This window comes from bacterium SCSIO 12844 (genome assembly GCA_024397935.1).
GTDB lineage: Bacteria > Pseudomonadota > Gammaproteobacteria > Francisellales > Francisellaceae > M0027.
On the sequence record CP073743.1, the window covers coordinates 1,866,695 to 1,884,885 of the forward strand.

The 18,191-nt window shown below is 31.9% G+C and carries 16 protein-coding genes; 6 read left to right on the top strand and 10 right to left on the bottom strand.

Features of this window, described 5'->3' with window-relative positions:
* Positions 1–46: 46 nt before the first annotated feature.
* A complete protein-coding gene (gltX, locus tag KFE69_08435; GenBank protein ID UTW41535.1) occupies positions 47–1,453 on the bottom strand; it encodes a glutamate--tRNA ligase in 1,407 nt (468 codons plus the stop codon).
* Positions 1,454–1,673: 220 nt separating this feature from the next.
* Here gltX and KFE69_08440 point away from each other — a divergent pair, with 220 nt between their 5' ends.
* Entirely contained in the window at positions 1,674–2,996 is a 1,323-nt protein-coding gene (locus KFE69_08440) for an MFS transporter (protein ID UTW41536.1), read from the top strand.
* Positions 2,997–3,043: 47 nt separating this feature from the next.
* On the opposite strand, the gene KFE69_08445 is transcribed toward KFE69_08440, so the two are convergent.
* The 5 genes from KFE69_08445 to KFE69_08465 all read right to left on the bottom strand — a co-directional run bounded on the left by KFE69_08445 (position 3,044) and on the right by KFE69_08465 (position 7,003).
* A complete protein-coding gene (locus KFE69_08445; protein ID UTW41537.1) occupies positions 3,044–3,547 on the bottom strand; it encodes a hypothetical protein in 504 nt (167 codons plus the stop codon).
* A 149-nt stretch (positions 3,548–3,696) separates the two neighbouring features.
* Entirely contained in the window at positions 3,697–5,340 is a 1,644-nt protein-coding gene (locus tag KFE69_08450; GenBank protein UTW41538.1) for a CTP synthase, read from the bottom strand.
* Between the two features lie 94 nt (positions 5,341–5,434).
* The gene (locus tag KFE69_08455) at positions 5,435–6,088 is read right to left on the bottom strand and encodes an ankyrin repeat domain-containing protein (GenBank protein UTW41539.1); all 654 of its coding nucleotides are present in this window, start codon (positions 6,086–6,088) and stop codon (positions 5,435–5,437) included.
* A gap of 56 nt (positions 6,089–6,144) precedes the next feature.
* The gene (rimI, locus tag KFE69_08460; GenBank protein ID UTW41540.1) at positions 6,145–6,612 is read right to left on the bottom strand and encodes a ribosomal protein S18-alanine N-acetyltransferase; all 468 of its coding nucleotides are present in this window, start codon (positions 6,610–6,612) and stop codon (positions 6,145–6,147) included.
* On the bottom strand, positions 6,575–7,003 hold the full coding sequence (locus KFE69_08465) for a hypothetical protein (protein ID UTW41541.1): 429 nt from the start codon (positions 7,001–7,003) through the stop codon (positions 6,575–6,577). The genes rimI and KFE69_08465 overlap by 38 nt, the downstream gene beginning before the upstream one ends.
* Before the next feature lie 237 nt (positions 7,004–7,240).
* On the opposite strand from KFE69_08465, the gene KFE69_08470 reads away from it, so the two are divergent.
* On the top strand, positions 7,241–10,666 hold the full coding sequence (locus KFE69_08470) for an acyl-[ACP]--phospholipid O-acyltransferase (GenBank protein UTW41542.1): 3,426 nt from the start codon (positions 7,241–7,243) through the stop codon (positions 10,664–10,666).
* Here KFE69_08470 and KFE69_08475 read toward each other — a convergent pair.
* Together KFE69_08475 and KFE69_08480 are read right to left on the bottom strand one after the other, a co-directional pair.
* Positions 10,623–10,907, bottom strand: a complete 285-nt coding sequence (locus KFE69_08475) for a hypothetical protein (protein ID UTW41543.1) — start codon at positions 10,905–10,907, stop codon at positions 10,623–10,625. The genes KFE69_08470 and KFE69_08475 overlap by 44 nt on opposite strands.
* 204 nt (positions 10,908–11,111) lie before the next feature.
* Positions 11,112–11,375 carry a hypothetical protein gene (locus KFE69_08480; GenBank protein ID UTW41544.1) on the bottom strand — a complete coding sequence of 88 codons (264 nt, stop codon included), beginning with the start codon at positions 11,373–11,375 and terminating at the stop codon, positions 11,112–11,114.
* A gap of 162 nt (positions 11,376–11,537) precedes the next feature.
* Between KFE69_08480 and KFE69_08485 the strand changes: the two genes are divergently transcribed.
* Together KFE69_08485 and KFE69_08490 are read left to right on the top strand one after the other, a co-directional pair.
* Positions 11,538–12,461 (top strand): patatin-like phospholipase family protein, encoded by a 924-nt coding sequence (locus KFE69_08485; GenBank protein UTW41545.1) that lies wholly within the window; start codon positions 11,538–11,540, stop codon positions 12,459–12,461.
* Between the two features lie 65 nt (positions 12,462–12,526).
* Positions 12,527–13,045, top strand: a complete 519-nt coding sequence (locus KFE69_08490; GenBank protein UTW41546.1) for a hypothetical protein — start codon at positions 12,527–12,529, stop codon at positions 13,043–13,045.
* Here the strand turns inward: KFE69_08490 and KFE69_08495 are convergent.
* Complete coding sequence (locus tag KFE69_08495) at positions 13,042–13,824, bottom strand: hypothetical protein (GenBank protein UTW41547.1); 783 nt, start codon at positions 13,822–13,824, stop codon at positions 13,042–13,044. The genes KFE69_08490 and KFE69_08495 overlap by 4 nt on opposite strands.
* Before the next feature lie 178 nt (positions 13,825–14,002).
* Between KFE69_08495 and KFE69_08500 the strand changes: the two genes are divergently transcribed.
* Positions 14,003–15,211 carry an MFS transporter gene (locus KFE69_08500; GenBank protein ID UTW41548.1) on the top strand — a complete coding sequence of 403 codons (1,209 nt, stop codon included), beginning with the start codon at positions 14,003–14,005 and terminating at the stop codon, positions 15,209–15,211.
* Between the two features lie 66 nt (positions 15,212–15,277).
* On the top strand, positions 15,278–17,080 hold the full coding sequence (locus KFE69_08505) for a hypothetical protein (protein ID UTW41549.1): 1,803 nt from the start codon (positions 15,278–15,280) through the stop codon (positions 17,078–17,080).
* 1 nt (position 17,081) lies between these two features.
* Here the strand turns inward: KFE69_08505 and KFE69_08510 are convergent, their stop codons facing one another.
* On the bottom strand, positions 17,082–18,185 hold the full coding sequence (locus KFE69_08510) for a pyridoxal-phosphate dependent enzyme (protein ID UTW41550.1): 1,104 nt from the start codon (positions 18,183–18,185) through the stop codon (positions 17,082–17,084).
* Positions 18,186–18,191 lie beyond the last annotated feature (6 nt).

The following is an 18,191-nucleotide window of genomic DNA, read 5'->3' on the forward strand; positions in this document are numbered from 1 at the left end:
ATTTTTTCCATTATATTTGGTATTTATCACAGTTATTTCTAAATAACTAATTTGACACTTTAGACTTAGCATCTAATAATCTCAAGCGTATTAGCTGATCTGACATTAAAGCACAAAACTCACTCATTTGTGGTCCATGCTCCATACCACTGATTGCAACACGCAATGGCTGAAATAACTTTTTACCTTTAACACCTTTTGTACTTTTTATATGTGATGTAACATCAGACCATATAAACTGTGCTTGTGATACTTCTAGTGCAGCATCAAAAAATCCGCTTCCTGCTTCAGATAAAATTGTCAATGCTTCATCTGAGTAAGCTAGAGATTCATCTGAAAATAATATATTACAATAAGCTAATGCATCATTAGGAGACGTTACATTATCACGAACAATCTGTATAAATGCATCTTTTTTATCTTCAGGCACTTGTCGAGAAATTTCATCACCTAACCACTTCCAAAGTTCTGCATCATTCGCATTTAATACGGCTTCTTTTTGCCAATAGTTAAGCTGATTTTCATCATAACGCGCAGCAGATGAGCCAAGACGTTCTAAAGAAAACTTCTCTGCCAACGCTTCAAAAGTCATTAAATCATTTTCTTCATAATAATGACCCAAGCGCGCTAAGTAATTAATAACGGCTTCAGGTAAATAGCCTAAATCTTGTAGTTGCTCTAAACTTCGTGAACCATTTCTTTTTGATAATGGTTTGCCATCAGAACCGATAATTAACGAAATATGAGCATAATGCGGTTTTTGTAATCCTAAAACATCTAAAATCATTAGTTGTCTCGGTGTATTAGTTAAATGATCTTCACCTCTTAAAACATGTGTAACACCCATTAAGGCATCATCAATTGCATTACAAAACATAAATGAAGGACTTTGATCATTTTTACGAATAATAAAATCTCCAAGATCATCCGCATTAAATTTTTGCTTGCCTTTAACGACATCTTCAAACTCTATTACTTGCCCTTGGGGTATTTTAAATCTTAAAGCTGGTTTTAAGCCTTCAGCTAATTTTGCTTGAACTTCATTTTTTGATAAATGTCTACATGTACCGGGGTATCTAGGCGCCTGGCCTGATGCACGTTGTACTTTACGTGTTAATTCCAGTTTTCCTTCTGAACAAAAGCATAGATAAGCTAAGTCTTCATCCATTAGTTTTTGGTAGAAATCTTCATAAATTTGATTTCTTTGTGACTGAAAATAAGGTCCATTACCTAAATCTTTATTAGGCCCTTCTTGCCATTGGCATTTTAGCCATTTCAAATCATTTTGTAACTGATCACTAAATTCAAGCTTTGAGCGCTCTTTATCCGTATCTTCAATTCTCAATAAAAATACATCATTATCTTTTTTTGCTAATAATGCACTAAAAAGTGCAGTTCGAGCATTACCTGTTGTAATTAATCCAGTTGGTGACGGTGCAAATCTTGTCTTCATCTTCTTATAAATAAATTTATCTTTATCAATGTGTAGATATCTTAGCGCGGATTGATTATCTAAGACAAGGTTAAAAGCGTTTAGAGTGAAAATTATCTATAGATTTCTTATCATATCTAAAGCTGTAATCCTAATTTGGTTTTATATAGACAAACCTAACACCTTATCATAAGCTTAAAGTTACCATTATTAAATATAACAAAACCTTAAAATACATAATATGACAGATAAAAACATATCCCAATTTGGAAGATGGAATTTATATCAAGTTGAAATTATTGAGCGATTTTCATGGGCAGCACTATCAGGCATCATGGTTGCTTATTTAGTGACAACTTTTAATGTCGATTATAAATACAGTTATCTTTTATATTCAGGCACTTCAGGCATGACCTACGCCATTATGGTTTTAGGGGGTTATTTAGCAGATATATTTGGCGCCAAACGTATCGTTTATATAGGGTTATTTACCAAAAGCATTGGATTTTTAGTACTTGCATTAGCAACCAACATCCATATTGCAACTGCTGCTTTATCAATTATATGTGTAGGCATTGGGCTATTTAAAGCCGCGCCTTCAGCATTACTTGCTCAAGTGACACAAAAAGGTGATGAAGATAAAAATTTTACAGCACTTTATATGTCTATTAATCTTGGTTCACTAATTGCCAAATTAGTACTAATGCTGATTGCCTTTAAATATATTGGCTATGTTACTTTATTTTGGGTTAGTACAATTTCTAGCTTTTTAGTTATTATCACATTTTATTTAATGCGCCATACGTTAAGTAATGTATCAACTAAAGGTGGTAGTGGACTATTAAATAAAAAATATTTGATTAATATTGGTATTACTATTCCAGTTTTATGTCTATTCGTATCAATCATATTAACTTACAAACTATTACTTGTTAGTCTAACACTCATTGTTGGTGTAATCGCAATCTTATATTTGATAGCGCTTGCTTTGAAAACACCAAGTGTTTGGGCAGTCGTTGCCTTAATGTTTATAATCGCACCATTTAATATTGTCTATGTACAGTTATATACAAGCTTTTTAACAGAAGCAAAATCAAACCTTGGCGTAGAAATGGGTCAATTGATGCTTGTACTTAACCCATTAACAATTGTTATTTTTGGAGGTATTTTCCTAAGGGTATATAAACAATTTAAAATACACAATTTTTATAAAATGGCACTAGGTACTGCTTTTATAGGCCTCTCTTGCCTAATCATTTCAAACTGGAATAACAATGAAGGCCTTATTCTTACTTATATTATCAATGCAATTGGTGAACTATTAGTCAGCGCAATTGGGCTTGGTGTTGTTGCATACTATATGCCAAAAGATAAAGTTGGTGTTGGCACAGGCATCTTTTTCTTATTTTTAGCAATTTGGAATATTGCAGGGGGCCATGTAGCCTCTCTAACCGTTGATTACTCAACGCAAACTATCGCATTATTTATTAGCATATCAGCATTTGTAATCGCGTTTATTATTTTTTTAGTGACTTATCTAATCACCAAACATATTGGTGATTAATTAAATTTCTATCAGTTAAATCTTCAATATAATGATTAAAATATACCCTACATAACTATACATTTACAGCCATTTTTAGGCTCTTTTTCATCATTAAATTCACTAAATACTTGTCTTGGTACATGCACTTGATTTTGTTGTAATTTTTCATAGCTAAATTGGCTCATTGCTTCTTCTATGCTTGTTCTTCTAATGGGTACATTTACAATGACAACATTGCTTAAGCCTTCTACTTGCTCTCTAAAATTATCACATCTAGTCTCTGTTGCAGAATACAAGATAAAGTTTGTTTGGGGATTTTGATTAATTGCAGCTAATAAGTTTTCTGAAATATACTCACCATTATCTAAATTACCATCACCAATATATAATTGATCAGGCTGTAAGTTATAACTATCCTCAAATTGAGGATCAAAATATTTATCCATATCACTTTTGGCTTGTGGGGCTGGATAAAACTCCTCTATTTGGTTTGTATAGGATGATAACACTTTCATAAGTACTGCATGCGTGACTGACTTTGGTTTATTAGCTGTAATATAAAGCTTCATTTTTGCTTAAACAATTTGATTATTTTAAGTATGATTATAATTAAAATAGATTTATATTCAACTTGTTAATAGCAAACTCAAGTAAAACTAATGGGCATTATATTTAAAGAATTTTAATAAAGGTCGCATTTCTATAAATAAACAATAAATTAAGCTTTTTCTTTATGCTTAACTGCTGCTTCAACAAAACTAATAAATAATGGATGACCATCTCTTGGATTAGAAGTAAACTCTGGATGAAATTGACAAGCAACAAACCAAGGGTGATCTTTTACTTCAACCATTTCAACTAGCCTTTTATCTGATGAACGACCACTAACGGTTAAACCCGCCTCAATTAATGGCTTAACATAACAATCATTGACCTCATAACGATGACGATGGCGTTCAGTAATAAATTCATTATTATAAATATCTCGAGAGTTAGTACCTTCCTCAAGATAACAGAGTTGTCCACCTAAACGCATTGTACCACCAAGGTCAGAATCTTCAGATCGCTTCTCTTTTTGGCCTTCTTTTGATTCCCATTCTGTTACAAGAGCGATTACAGGGTTTTCAGCAGATTTATCAAACTCAGTACTATTGGCATCATTTAGTTGTGCTACATGACGAGCATATTCAATTACTGCAACTTGCATACCAAGACAAATCCCTAAATAAGGTATATTATTTTCTCTAGCATACTTTGCAGCTTTAACCATACCTTCAACACCACGCTTACCAAAACCACCTGGGACTAGAATTGCGTCTAAATGATTTAATAAATCAACACCATTTTTCTCGATATCTTCACTGTCAATAAAGTCTATTTTAACTTTGGTTTTTTTATGAATTCCACCATGAAATAACGCTTCATTAATTGATTTATAAGCATCAGATAATCCGACATACTTACCTACCATACCAATGGTAACTTCACCTTTAGGATTTTTTTCAGCTTCAACAACACAATCCCATTCACTTAAATCAGCTGACTTAACTGGTAATTCTAATTGACCAACAACACAAACATCTAAGCCTTGATCATGAAAGTTACGTGGAATTTCATAAATACTCTCAACATCCATTGCAGCAAAGACATTACTCATCGGCACATTAGTAAATAAAGCAAGTTTTTGTCGTTCTGAATCAGAAAACGGCACTTCACAGCGACAAACTAAAACATCTGGTTGTATACCAATCGAGCGTAATTCTTTAACTGAATGCTGCGTTGGTTTTGTTTTCATTTCACCCGCTGCTTTAATATAAGGTAATAAAGTTAAATGTAAAAATAATGCGCGTTGCCTTCCAAGCTCTACACCTAATTGTCGAATTGCTTCTAAAAATGGTAGTGACTCAATATCACCTACTGTTCCACCAATTTCAACAATGGCAACATCAACATGATCAGCACCATCAATAATTTTTTGCTTTATCGTATCTGTAATATGAGGAATTACTTGTACTGTACCACCTAAGTACTCACCTTTACGCTCTTTTCGTATAACTTCTTGATAAACTTGGCCAGTTGTAAAGTTATTTTTCTTAGTCATTTTACCACGGACAAATCGCTCATAATGACCAAGATCAAGATCAGTTTCAGCACCGTCTTCTGTTACATAAACTTCACCATGCTGATATGGACTCATAGTACCTGGATCTACATTAATATAAGGGTCTAATTTCATAATCGTTACACTAAGGCCACGAGACTCTAATAAAGTCGCTAATGCTGCAGCTGTTATGCCTTTGCCTAGAGATGATACAACACCACCAGTGACGAAAATAAAACGTGTTTTTGAGTTTAATTGCATTGATATTTCCTCCGATTATCAACGCTGATACAGACTATCAGATAATATAGGTTACTACCAGAGATAAATGTAAAAAAGTTTACCTACAATAATATTAGGAATTCAATATATTAGATGAATTACGTATTGAAACTTCATTATATAAACTTTGCTCAAGATTAATTAATTGTGGTTGAACTAGCTCATTATTACTGTCAGGCTTGACATTCAATCCATTTGATGGCGCCTGATCAATTATTTGATGTATCTTGGTATTTCTTGTCAAATCTCTTGGTATTTCTCTATGTATATTTATCGCTTCTATATCTGCTCCACACTCAATTAAAAATTCAACCATTTTAACATTTTGCTTTAAGGCGGCTATATGTAATGGGGCATTGTTACTTAAAGCATTTGGTTGGTTAATAATATTATGATCCTTTTCATATAACGCCTTCACCACCGGCAAATGCCCATTTATAGCAGCTAAATGAATAGGCCCTTGTCCCCCATCACCTAAAGCATCAATATCTGCCCCATAATATGACAAGATTCCTACCATTCTGACGCTGCCTTTTTCTGCTGCTTTATGTAGTAAAGTATTATGATCTAAATCACGAATATTAACTAACTCTGGATCAGATTTTAATATTTGTGAAACTTTATCTATATCATCATCATCAACTGCCCAAAATAAATTTGCTGCATTATCTGTTTTTATTCTTTTTTGAGGATTTGAAGACTCTGTAGCAATTTTTCGTTTTCCCATTAATTAATATTCCTTTATTAATTATTTTTTAAAAAAATTTTAAAGATAGCTTTCTATTATACCACCAATAAATTCAATGCAAAAACAACTGCATCTTCTCTTGATTTACCATCAGCACTAGGATAATACCCATTTCTAACATTCAACATTTCAAAGTCATTTAGTTTATATAACTCTATAGCTCGATTATTTGATAAGCGTACTTCTAAAAAAAGTTTTTCTGCTTTATTTTTTTTTGCTTGTTTAATTAAAAATGATAATAATTCACGACCATAACCATAACCTTGTAACTTAGGCTCTATACAAATACTTAATAATTCAGCTTCATCCAAAATAATTGATAAAATACCAAAGCCAATTAGCTTTTCATCTTTAAACATGCCCCAAGCTCGTGTATGTGCTGCTAAAATACTATCTCGCATCATCGTCATCGACCAAGGTGGGTTATAAGTTTTGCGCTCGATCGCCATCATTGTACTCAACTGATCAAGACCGAGTGATAGAAACTGAGTTTCTGAAGACATCTAACATCACCTGTTTTTTTATTTGTGGCTTTTGTAACATTGATTCAAACATTGTGCTGTTTATCTTAATCACACTAGCTGTATCCTGGCAAGTACTTTGTGTGAAATTTATTACTAAATTTCCTGCGTAATTTAATTGTTTTTCTACGTTTTCTAAATCTTTTGCTAAATAAATGATTTTTGATTTACGTTGGTTGAACATCGAATTTAAAAACCAAAACATTAAATGTTTGATTTTTTTATTGTTTTCCCAAGATTTTGGACATAAACATAAAATATCAATTAACGACTTATTTTCAAATGTTTGATCAGGTGCATAATAAAGCATTACATCTTTTTTTAAATGCCAACAGTCAAGTCCTAATGCCCTTAAATATTCCTCTTTCAACATGACTGTTACTCCAAAATCAATCTCATTTTAAACAAAAAATAGTCTCTTATTCTTTAATAGTAATCAATTGATTAATAACACACAAGACTGAATTTCTATTTCAATTTATACTAAAACAGATATAATTAAACACATAAACATTTGATAAATAAAGTGATTCATAGACAGGCTTTGCTTTAGCATTAAATTAGCTTATTATAAATAGCTTATAAATAATCAATGAGGTATTAGAATTCCATGTGGAATCTTTTTAGAACAAAACGATTTTTGCCTTTATTTATTGTCCAATTTTTAGAAGCACTTAATGATAATTTACTAAAATATGCATTTATTATCCTAATTACTTATACACTGAATTATGAAACATCCACTGTTAATGCTATCAATGCAATTGCTGGTGGTATTTTCATACTTCCTTACTTTATTCTTTCTGCTTTTTCAGGTCAGCTAGCTGACAAATATAATAAAGCAACACTAATTCGGTGGATCAAAGTATTTGAAATTGCTGCTATGAGCATCGGTGGGTTTGGTTTTTACTTTCAAAGTACGCCTATTTTATTATTTACCTTATTCTTATTAGGTACTCACTCTACTTTGTTTGGACCAATTAAGTACTCCATCTTACCGCAACATTTAAAAGATAAAGAATTAGTTGCAGGTAATGCATTAATTGAAGGGGGTACTTTTGTTGCGATTTTAACTGGTACTATGCTAGGTAGTCAGTTATTTCCACTTCATTTTGGCCCAGAAATTGTTACAACACTTGGAATTGTATTAGCTGTAATTGGCCTTATGACTGCCTTTAAAATTCCACCAGCCCTCCCAGCTGATAAAGAGATTCAATTAAACCCAAATATTTTTGCTTCAACTTATCAAATTATCAAACGAACTAAATCAAATCGCCGTGTATTTATGGCAATTTTAGGTATTTCTTGGTTTTGGTTGGTTGCAGCATGTTACATGACATTATTTCCTGCATTTGTTAAAGATATTTTAGGTGGAACGCCAACTGTTTTTAACTTTTTCATTATATTATTTTCAATTGGTATTGCAGTTGGTGCATTGATTAGTAATCGAATTCAGCGTGGAGAAATTAGTGCGCGCTATGTTCCTTTAGCTGCACTCTTAATGAGTTCATTTATGCTATTACTCTATTTTGCTAGCCATATTTATACCATAACGCATCCAAACTTAACGACAGATCATCTAAATTTAAGTGAATTCTTATCATCAGGTACTGCATGGTTTGTATTTTTAATGACCTTTTTCATTTCCATTACTGGCGGTATTTATACCGTACCTTTATATGCAATGATTCAGCATTTAAGTAATGAAAAAGAATGCTCACGTACCATTGCTGCAAACAATATTATAAACGCACTTTTTATGGTGATTATGTCTGTTTTTGTGGCAATCTGGATGCAAGTATTTCAAATGTCAATTGGAAGCATCTTTTTAATACTCGCAATCCTAAATTTCTTTGTCAGTATCTACATTTGTCGACTACTACCTGAAGATTTATTTAAATCCCTAGCAGAGCGATTATTAAAATTTTTCTATCGTGTTGAAGTTAAAGGTATTGATCATTATAAAGAAGTAGATGATCGGGCATTAATTATTGCTAATCATACTTCATTTTTAGATGCATTATTACTGGCTGTATTCTTACCACAAAAGCCTATTTTTGCTATTAACACTTTCATTGCTGAACGTTGGTGGGTGAAAATTTTCTTACCCCTAGTTGACGCTTACCCGATGGACCCAACAAACCCAATGAACCTTAAAGGTTTAATTAATGAAATTAAAAAAGGTAAGCATTGTGTTATATTTCCAGAAGGTCGCTTAACAATGACGGGCGCTTTGATGAAAGTTTATCAAGGTCCTGGTGTTGTAGCTGACAAAGCGCAAGCACCTATTTTGCCAATTCGAATTGATGGCGCAATGTATACACCATTTACACGCCTAAAAGGTAAAGTAAAAATACGCCTTTTCCCTAAGATTACTTTACATATTTTACCACCAAGAGAATTTAAACTAAGTGATCAATTATCCCTACGAGAAAAACGTAAAATTGCTAGTCAAGAGTTATATGACTTAATGACAGATATGATGTTTGAATCAAGTCAAAGTCATAAACCACTAATTCAAGCATTATTTGACGCTAAGAAAACACATGGGGCTAGTACTAAAATAGCTGAAGATATTAAGCGTCACCCAATTAGTTATCGTCAAATACTTAAAAAATCATTAATTCTTGGCGCGCATATTAAATCATTTAGTAGTAGGCAAAAAAATATTGCCCTACTACTACCAAATATAAATGCAACCATTGTCAGCTTTTTTGCAACGCAAGCTGCACAATGTACGCCAATTATGCTGAACTTTTCTAGTGGTGTTAAAAATATACTAAGTGCTTGTCAAACTGCAAAAGCAAAAAATTTAATCACATCAAAAGCATTTATTGAGCAAGCTGAGCTTACTGAAATAGTTGAAGCACTCAAAAAAACAGGCATAATGATTCATTATCTTGAAAATATACCTGAAATACTAACTAACTGGGAAAAAGTAAAAGGTTTATTAAGCTATTATTTTTCAAGTATCTTTTTAAAACTCTATAAACGTCGTGTTAAACCAGATTCAAGTGCTATTATACTTTTCACATCTGGTTCAGAAGGCACACCAAAAGGTGTTGTTTTAAGCCACAAGAATCTACAAGCTAATCGTTATCAGTTAACAGCTAAAATAGATTTTAATAAAAGTGATCGTATCTTTAATGCATTACCATTATTTCACTCATTTGGCTTAACTGTTGGTACACTTATACCTATTTTCTCTGGAGTTCCGGTCTTTTTCTACCCATCACCACTACATTTTAAAATTGTTCCTGAATTAGTCTATGATACCAATTCAACCATTCTATTAGGCACTGATACTTTCTTAAATGGTTATGCACAACATGCACACCCATATGATTTTTATAATGTGCGTTATATTTTTGCTGGCGCTGAAAAATTAAAAGATGATACACGTAAACTCTATATTGAAAAATTTGGCTTACGTATCTTTGAAGGCTATGGTGCAACAGAAACAGCACCTGCACTTTCAATGAACACGCCAATGGAAAATAAAATAGGCTCTGTTGGCAAATTATTGCCTTTAATTCAATCAAAACTTAAACCGATTGAGGGCATTGATCAAGGTGGTAGACTTTGGGTAAAAGGGCCAAATATTATGACAGGCTATATGCTTTTTAATGAACCCGGTGTTTTACAACCTCTAAAAGATCACTGGTATGATACAGGTGATATTGTCACTATCGATGAACAAGGCTATGTTTTTATACTTGGTCGAGCCAAACGGTTTGCTAAAATAGCCGGTGAAATGATTTCATTAACTCAAATTGAAAATGAACTGACGAATCTATGGCCTAATTATTTACATGCGATTATCAATCTCCCGGATGAGAAAAAAGGTGAACGCTTAGTGCTTGTAACAAATTACCCTAATGCCGAACGTAATCAAATTAGAGAGCATTTTAAATCTATAGGCTTAAGTGAATTAGGTATTCCAAAAGAAATTATTATTCAAGATAATATACCACTATTAGGTACTGGAAAAATTAATTATGTTGAGATTCAAGACCAGCTGAAGCGCCAAAACTAATTTCTTGTTGAAGCCTGAATCTTGAAAATAAATAGTGACTCTTTTTTGAACTTTTTTGCTTTACGGTATTATCGCAATTATTAGACTTTACTTGATTAATTTTAGTTTTATAACTTTCTCTATCTGCATAAGTTTGGCCTTCACTATCCAATGCAAAAAATACGCTATTAGATTGATTATCAGCTTGATTGATCTCATATAAAAAATTAATGCATGTGTTTCTTTGTATTGTTCTAGCCAATTTTTAATATCTTTTTCAGCTGAGTTATACTTGATATTTCCTTGACTAAAATAACCCCCGATAGGACCAACATGCAATAAAATTTTCACATGACTATTATTTTTTGCAGTATCAAGCATTTGAGTAAATGCACAAGCAAAATAACTTTGATCAAATGACTTTAGAGATCTACTAATCTTAGGATCAAGTAATTGCTCTCTTTGATCAAAACTGAATTTTTTTATAATTTTGCAATAATTTTTCTATTTCACCTAAATTAGATGAATAGTGCTCACTAATTGAGTGACATATCGAAATTTGATCCAATTTATTACTTTCATTATAAACTAACACTCCAATGCCTAAACAATCACTAATGCCATCTGTATGTAAAATAGTAAAATTACCATTACACTTAGTATTAGATACCACCCTATGGCAATTTGGTGCTCCTCTACATTGATCATCTGTATTTGTAATTATTTTCATTAAACAACCCCGCATATATGAATCTTTGCTTCATGTATTATATGATATAAAAATAAACGTCAACCTCAAAATTAAAATTACCTAATTACCAACATAAACAGCTTGAGTAAACTTATCGTAAACTATAAAATAACAATAAGTTAATTACTCAAGGACGAAACATTGACTACATGTAAAATCTTATCGATTGATGGTGGTGGCATTCGCGGTATTATTCCAGCGGTTATTTTAAAATGTATCGAAGATGAAATAAATACACCGATTTATGAAAAATACGATATCGGTGCTGGTAGTTCTGCAGGCGCATTAATTATGCTGCAATTAAATGGATTAAAACTATCTGCAACAAGCATTTTATCAAATTTTACTGATCATAATATGATTGGGCAAATGTTCCATAAACGCCTTTTTAGATTTTTTTCAGTATTTTATGGCCCCATTTATGATGGTACTTCAAAGTCTAAAATGATTGAATCTATTTTAAGTATTGATAGAAAGTTTATTAGTATTGAAAAACCGACATTAATTACCGCTTATGATTTAACCAATAAACAATCTGTCGTTTTTAAAAGTACCGGTGGTAGTGACTCAGAAAGAAATGCAACCATTGCCCAAGTTGCTGATGCATCCAGTGCAGCACCAACTTACTTTCCTCCTGTTAAAGTTGGTAATGACTGGCTAGTAGATGGTGGTATTGCAGCAAATGATCCATGTATGTGTGCATTAAGCTATGCTTTAAAATTAGGCCATTCACTTGAAAATATTAAAATTTTATCACTGGGAACAGGTCTTTCAAAAAAACAGTCTAATATACGGAAAAAACATGTTCAAGACTCTGATCATTGGGGAAAGTTAAGTTGGCTTAAACATGGTATTATTGATGATTTGATGCGTGGTAATACAACGATTAGTGAATATCAATGCCGTACATTATTAGGTAATAACCACTTACGTATTAACCCTGATATTGAAACTGCAGACCCTGCTATGGATAATATTACAGAAGATAATATTAAAAATTTAATTGATGTTGGTATTAAAGCCTATAGCCAATATCGAGAACAAATTATTGGTTTTTTATCTTAGTTACATATAGCTATAATCATCGTATAATTAGTTTTTTTATTTATTTAGAAAATTGAGACTTTACTATGAGTGATAAACCAAATCGTATTTTTATTATTGGGCATTCCGGCGCTGGTAAAGGCGTACTTGCTCAAGCTGTTGCTGAAAAATTAAACTGGAAATTTATTGATGCAGATTTTTCATTAGAACCCTCCATTGGCCAGTCTATGACTGATACTTTATCAGAGTCTGGAAAAAGTGCATTTCAACAAACTTTATCCAATATTTTAAAATATCAAACGACATTAGATAACATCGTTGTAACAACGGATGATAGTCTTATTGAGTTAGCTGAAAATCGCGCAATTTTAAAATCCGAATTTAGCGTATTTCTTCAAGTCAGTTTATCTGTTCAACTTGATCGAATTGCTCATAACCGACCTTTATTGCCGAACAAACAATATAGTGATTTTTTATATAACTTTCGCACCAAAAGAGATCATCTCTACAATGAAGTTCAAAGTTATGCCTTAAGCTCTGATGATGGTGATATAGACCAACATGCCCAAGCTATCATTAAAGCATTTAATGCTAAAAATAATTAACTTGGATTAAAAGCAGATTTTGTTTCATATAATTTCGGGTATATATCTGTTGGTTTAGTTGTATCTACTGTTTTTTTAATAATCTCTTTATCAATATCATGTGATAGAAATAAAAGACTTGCATCATGCGGTAATTTTCTTTTAAAAAGTTTATCTGAAGCTTCTTTAAAATCCTTACAATCATCAACCTCAAAGTTTTGACTAAATTCTATATATTCAGATACTTTAAAAGCATATTTATCATCAAAATATCTACCCACATGTTGTGTTAAACCTTCTATATTTTTATCACTTGCCCATGGATCAACTGCTATTATCCATGATGTAATAGGTTTCTTTACTGTTGTTAATCTTAGTGTACAAAAGGCATGTGGTGCTTTATTATCCATTGCTTGCTCAATTTCACTGATTTGAACATTGGTCTTTTTTTCTATTTCATTTTGTAAAGATCTGATAAAGTATTCAGAAATGATACTGAAGTGATCACAATTACCGCCCCCTTTAAAAAAAGCTGTTGCTGCACTATATAAATTAATATCTGCTAATTTAGTACCATGAATTGGAATTTCATCATTACGCATTTTTTTCTCCAAAAGATCACCAAACTCATAGGCTTGGAATGAACGAATTGAATGAATAAGCTCTGATTGTATTTTATTTCCAGGAGACATTTGCTTGCGAATTTTATAAGCTATGTTATTAATTTCATATATAGCATACGCTAAGTCTTTTTCTCTATTTAGCTTACTAACTTGATTATCAGTAACATCATGTGACATTATTCCGTTCTCCCCTATAATAAATCTCTAATATTATGGACTTTAAAATAAACAATTAAAATAAAAGCAATAATAATAATTTATATAGGCTATCAGTTATTCTGATTGTACATCTAATTTAGCTAATGTTATGCTTCAGTCTTATGCTATCTTTTCCTTAATATTAAGTGATACAGTCATGAAAGAAAAACAACAAGAAAATCCATCTTCAACCCCAAGCCAGCTACCACTATTAACCTTAATTTTATTAATTTCAATTGCATCAGTTGGTAGTGTTTTACCTTCTGCAGCTTTACCTGCTATTGCTAAACATTTCAATATCAGCCTAAGTTACAGCGAATTAGTTATTACTATCTTTGTTTTAGGTTATGCTATCAGCCAACTCCCTTATGGTGCATTAGCCAATCGTTATGGTAGAAAAAATTCACTTTATATTGGCCTTATTATCGCATTAATAGGTGGTATTATTTCATCTATTTTTGATAATTTTACAACCGTTATTATTGGCAGATTGATTATGGCTTTAGGTTGTGGTGCAGGATTAACATTAACATTTACAATGATTGGTGATGTCTATCAAAGTACAACTGCAAGAAGAGTAACAGCTTATGCAACAAGCTCTTTTGCTATTATGCCAGGTATTGGTATTTTTATCGGTAGTCAATTAACGACTTATTTTAACTGGCAGAGTAATTTTATATTCTTAACTTTGTATACATTATTAGTCTTAGTCTTGACGTATTTTTTACCTGAGACAAAACCAAGACACATACCAAAAGCATCATTAAAAGAAATTCTAAATCGCTACCGTATCGAATTAGGTAAATCCAATGTTTATCGTTATGGCCTAATTTGGGGATTAACTGTATCAATTATTTATATTATGGCAGCAACGGCTTCTATTATAAGTATCCATGAGATAGGACTATCTAGTACTGCATTTGGTATTGATTATTTAGTCATTATGTTTGGCTATTTTATTGGCAACTTATTGACTGCTAAATTAAACCATCGCTTAAAAGCATCCTATATTATGTTTTTAGGTACAGTGATCGCTTTAATTAGCTCGTTTTTCTTAATGCTATTTCCTTTATTTAAAACACCTGACCCTTATGCATTTTTTATCCCATCAATTATTATGTTTGTTGGACTGCCAATGATTTTTTCAACCGCAGGTGCTTTAGCTGTTCAAAATTCAGATGATAAACCAACTGCATCTTCTTTAACGACATTTATCGCTATGACAATTGGATTTATTGCTTCAACCTCTGTTGGATTTATCCACCAGGAATTATATTTTAAAGTACCTTTAGTAATGCTAATCATTAGTATCTTAGTACTTTTAGTTGTGCTTTATGAAGTAATACGTGAATTAAATTCAAACTGATAGTTGCCTCTAGTTTATTAACTGCTATTACTTAAATATAAGTTTATTCTTTTATATGAGGGTAATATGAAATATATCATTTCAAGTATATTAGCTGGCTTATTATCTATTAACAGCTTTGCTAGCGCGCCTAAAGGTTCTGGAATTCCAATTTATGATTTATCATCTGACTTAGTATGTAGCTCAACTAATAAGTGTCAATCAGCCAATTGGTATAAAAATATTTTACAACAACATGCCAGTAGTACTAATTTAAAGTATATTTATCCTAATTATCCTTATATTAATTATTTTGTAAATGTCGATCCAACTCAATATAAAGACCAAATGAATGATATGGTTGATAATAACTGTAGCCAAACTTCTCCTGTATTTATCTCTTACAATGTTTATCCTCAAGGCTCAAGTCAATGCACTGCAACAGGTCAAGCTGCCAATAATGCTTATAATTTATCAAAACAATTTAATGTATTACCTACATTTTCATTTAACACTGTATTAGTTGATTATGCTAATCAATGTTATGATAAGTCTGGTCAGTTTAATGCCAATAACTGTTATATACCATGTAATACCAAAAACACTAATCCACTATTCAATCAAGATAAATTACCTGCCGAATGTGTTTATGATCCAAACGATCCAGCGTATGATAAAATGCATATTACAAATGCTACTACACTTAACAAACTGATCTATCAAACTGGTCAATTAGTCGGCATGATTATTACAAATGATACAAGTGCTGATGGTGCATCATTTGATATAGAAGGCCCTCCTTTTATTTCTACTCTAGCTGAACAGTTTTATAGCGGGCTAATTGATCAAATTAATAATAAATTCATTGGTATATGGCGTGGGGTTAATATTTTTGGTCGTGATCAACAAGATTTTACGACCTTAGAGAAAATTGCTAATAATAATGGTTTTATCATCCTATCAATGTATGACATCGGCCCAACTGATGCAGTAACCGTAATTCCAGATAAAGGCATACAGCTAAGCTATAACCACAGTGGTGGACTAGAAGTAGCAAACCCAGCTAACTGGTATGCTGGAAACCCAGTTTCATCCATTACGCCAATACTTCAGCCAGGTCAAGGTGGCTTTAGTAATTACAGTAATTTTGAAATTACATTATTTGGTGTGCCAGTCTATTGGAATAATGTCACCGTACTTGATTGCCATCCAAAAGAGTTAATGATGAGTAAAAATGCCCAACAAAAATATACCTGGATGACTGGCTTTAATGGCTGCACTGGTAGTGTTTCTTTTATGCAACGATTTGCTTTGAATAATCAACTTAATATCCCCTTTCAAGTTGGCATTCCCGCTGTTTCATCTACAACTGAGTGGGTTAATGCAATTGCTTGGGGAATGGAAGAAAAGCTAAACCAATTAGAACTACATACATCTTTTGCAGGTTCAACTTGGATAACAAGCCAAGTTTGTCCTAAGAATATGAACATCAATGGTGTTCAATGCCAACAGTTTTCATTTAAAAAAGATTATCAATCTACAAATAACAGCCAAGCTGATTTTTTAAGTTCAGGATATGATGGTGCTTTAAACATCCTATCAAATTACTTAAAAGGTACGCAAACATCCAAACACAGTCCAAGTTTTAAGCAAAACCAAACGACCCAAGCAACACTTAAATTACTACAACAATATATGAGAAAAAACTTCATGGGTCTATATATCTATGGATTAAAGCCATCTGACTTTGATAAAACAAACTGCGAATATCAAATCAATAATAGAGGTGCGAGTATTTGCTTTGCGAACTATCCAAATAATAATTTAAACAATCAAATTCCTGATGATGTATGGGCTGTAATTAAGTCATTTACTGAAAATGCACTTTAAATTATTCGGCCACACATTTATGAACAGCCTTACTTGACTGCCATTTACCATATTTATAAAAATTTTTAATTTGATTATAATAAAAGTCGAAGTCTACTAACTCTTTCGTAACCCAATGGTTATTATAGTAAGTATCATTATACAAATCACCTGAATCACAACATAGCGTTACAATTGATCCTTCTTTACTAGAGCAATACATTTCATACGCTAATAAAAATGCACTATATATATTTGTTCCAGTGGACCCACCAACTTTTAAGCCCAAAACTTCTTTAATAAAATGTATAGCAGCAATACTCGCCGCATCTGGGACTTTAATCATTTTATCTATAAAAGCCGAATTAAAAGAAGGTGAAATTTGCCTCCTACCAATTCCTTCAATTCTAGAAATTTGACTTGTAGTAAAATTTTTAGAATTGGTAAGATATCCTTGATAGTAAGCAGAAAACTCTGAATCTACAATACAAAGTTTTGTAGATATTGAATTTTTTAATATACATTCGGTTAATGATTGAGCGGTTCCTCCTGTACCCACTCCACAAATAAACCAATTTGGAATTGGATTATCTTCTGATTTCATCTGATCTAATATTTCATCACCAAAATTATCTGAATAAGAAATACCAAATACTTGTTTAGCTGACTCAAATTGATTCATAAAATAGCCATCAGTTATCTCTTCTGCAAGAGCTTCTGCAACAGCAACGTCATTTTGTTCTTTCTCAATTAAATAGCATCTTCCTTTGTACTTTTTAATTCGATCAATCTTTTGTTTAGATGTAGATTTAACCATTACAGCAATATATGGTAAATCTAATAATTTTGCGAAATAAGCCTCAGATATTGCTGTATTTCCAGAAGATGCATCTATAACCGTAGAGTTTTTTGTCAGCTTACCTTGAAGAACTGCATGAGCAAAAAGAGATTTAGCAAGACGATATTTTAAACTACCTGTTGTATTACTTGATTCATCTTTTAAATAAATTTTCACTTTTGAGGTAAAAGGTAAATCAATTTTAATTAAATTTGTTTCTAAATTTTTCTGTGAATCTTCGCTAAGTTTATATAAAGAATTTCTAGCCCAATTAATATCATTTATCATTACTTT

Excerpts from the sequence above, each read along its gene's own strand:
- KFE69_08500 (UTW41548.1), top strand. The coding sequence starts at position 14,003 with ATGAAAGAAAAACAACAAGAAAATCCATCTTCAACCCCAAGCCAGCTA.
- KFE69_08465 (UTW41541.1), bottom strand. The coding sequence starts at position 7,003 with ATGTTGAAAGAGGAATATTTAAGGGCATTAGGACTTGACTGTTGGCAT.
- KFE69_08470 (UTW41542.1), top strand. The coding sequence starts at position 7,241 with ATGTGGAATCTTTTTAGAACAAAACGATTTTTGCCTTTATTTATTGTC.
- KFE69_08480 (UTW41544.1), bottom strand. The coding sequence starts at position 11,375 with ATGAAAATAATTACAAATACAGATGATCAATGTAGAGGAGCACCAAAT.
- KFE69_08445 (UTW41537.1), bottom strand. The coding sequence starts at position 3,547 with ATGAAGCTTTATATTACAGCTAATAAACCAAAGTCAGTCACGCATGCA.
- KFE69_08450 (UTW41538.1), bottom strand. The coding sequence starts at position 5,340 with ATGCAATTAAACTCAAAAACACGTTTTATTTTCGTCACTGGTGGTGTT.
- KFE69_08455 (UTW41539.1), bottom strand. The coding sequence starts at position 6,088 with ATGGGAAAACGAAAAATTGCTACAGAGTCTTCAAATCCTCAAAAAAGA.
- rimI (UTW41540.1), bottom strand. The coding sequence starts at position 6,612 with ATGTCTTCAGAAACTCAGTTTCTATCACTCGGTCTTGATCAGTTGAGT.
- KFE69_08510 (UTW41550.1), bottom strand. The coding sequence starts at position 18,185 with ATGATAAATGATATTAATTGGGCTAGAAATTCTTTATATAAACTTAGC.
- KFE69_08490 (UTW41546.1), top strand. The coding sequence starts at position 12,527 with ATGAGTGATAAACCAAATCGTATTTTTATTATTGGGCATTCCGGCGCT.
- KFE69_08495 (UTW41547.1), bottom strand. The coding sequence starts at position 13,824 with ATGTCACATGATGTTACTGATAATCAAGTTAGTAAGCTAAATAGAGAA.
- gltX (UTW41535.1), bottom strand. The coding sequence starts at position 1,453 with ATGAAGACAAGATTTGCACCGTCACCAACTGGATTAATTACAACAGGT.
- KFE69_08440 (UTW41536.1), top strand. The coding sequence starts at position 1,674 with ATGACAGATAAAAACATATCCCAATTTGGAAGATGGAATTTATATCAA.
- KFE69_08505 (UTW41549.1), top strand. The coding sequence starts at position 15,278 with ATGAAATATATCATTTCAAGTATATTAGCTGGCTTATTATCTATTAAC.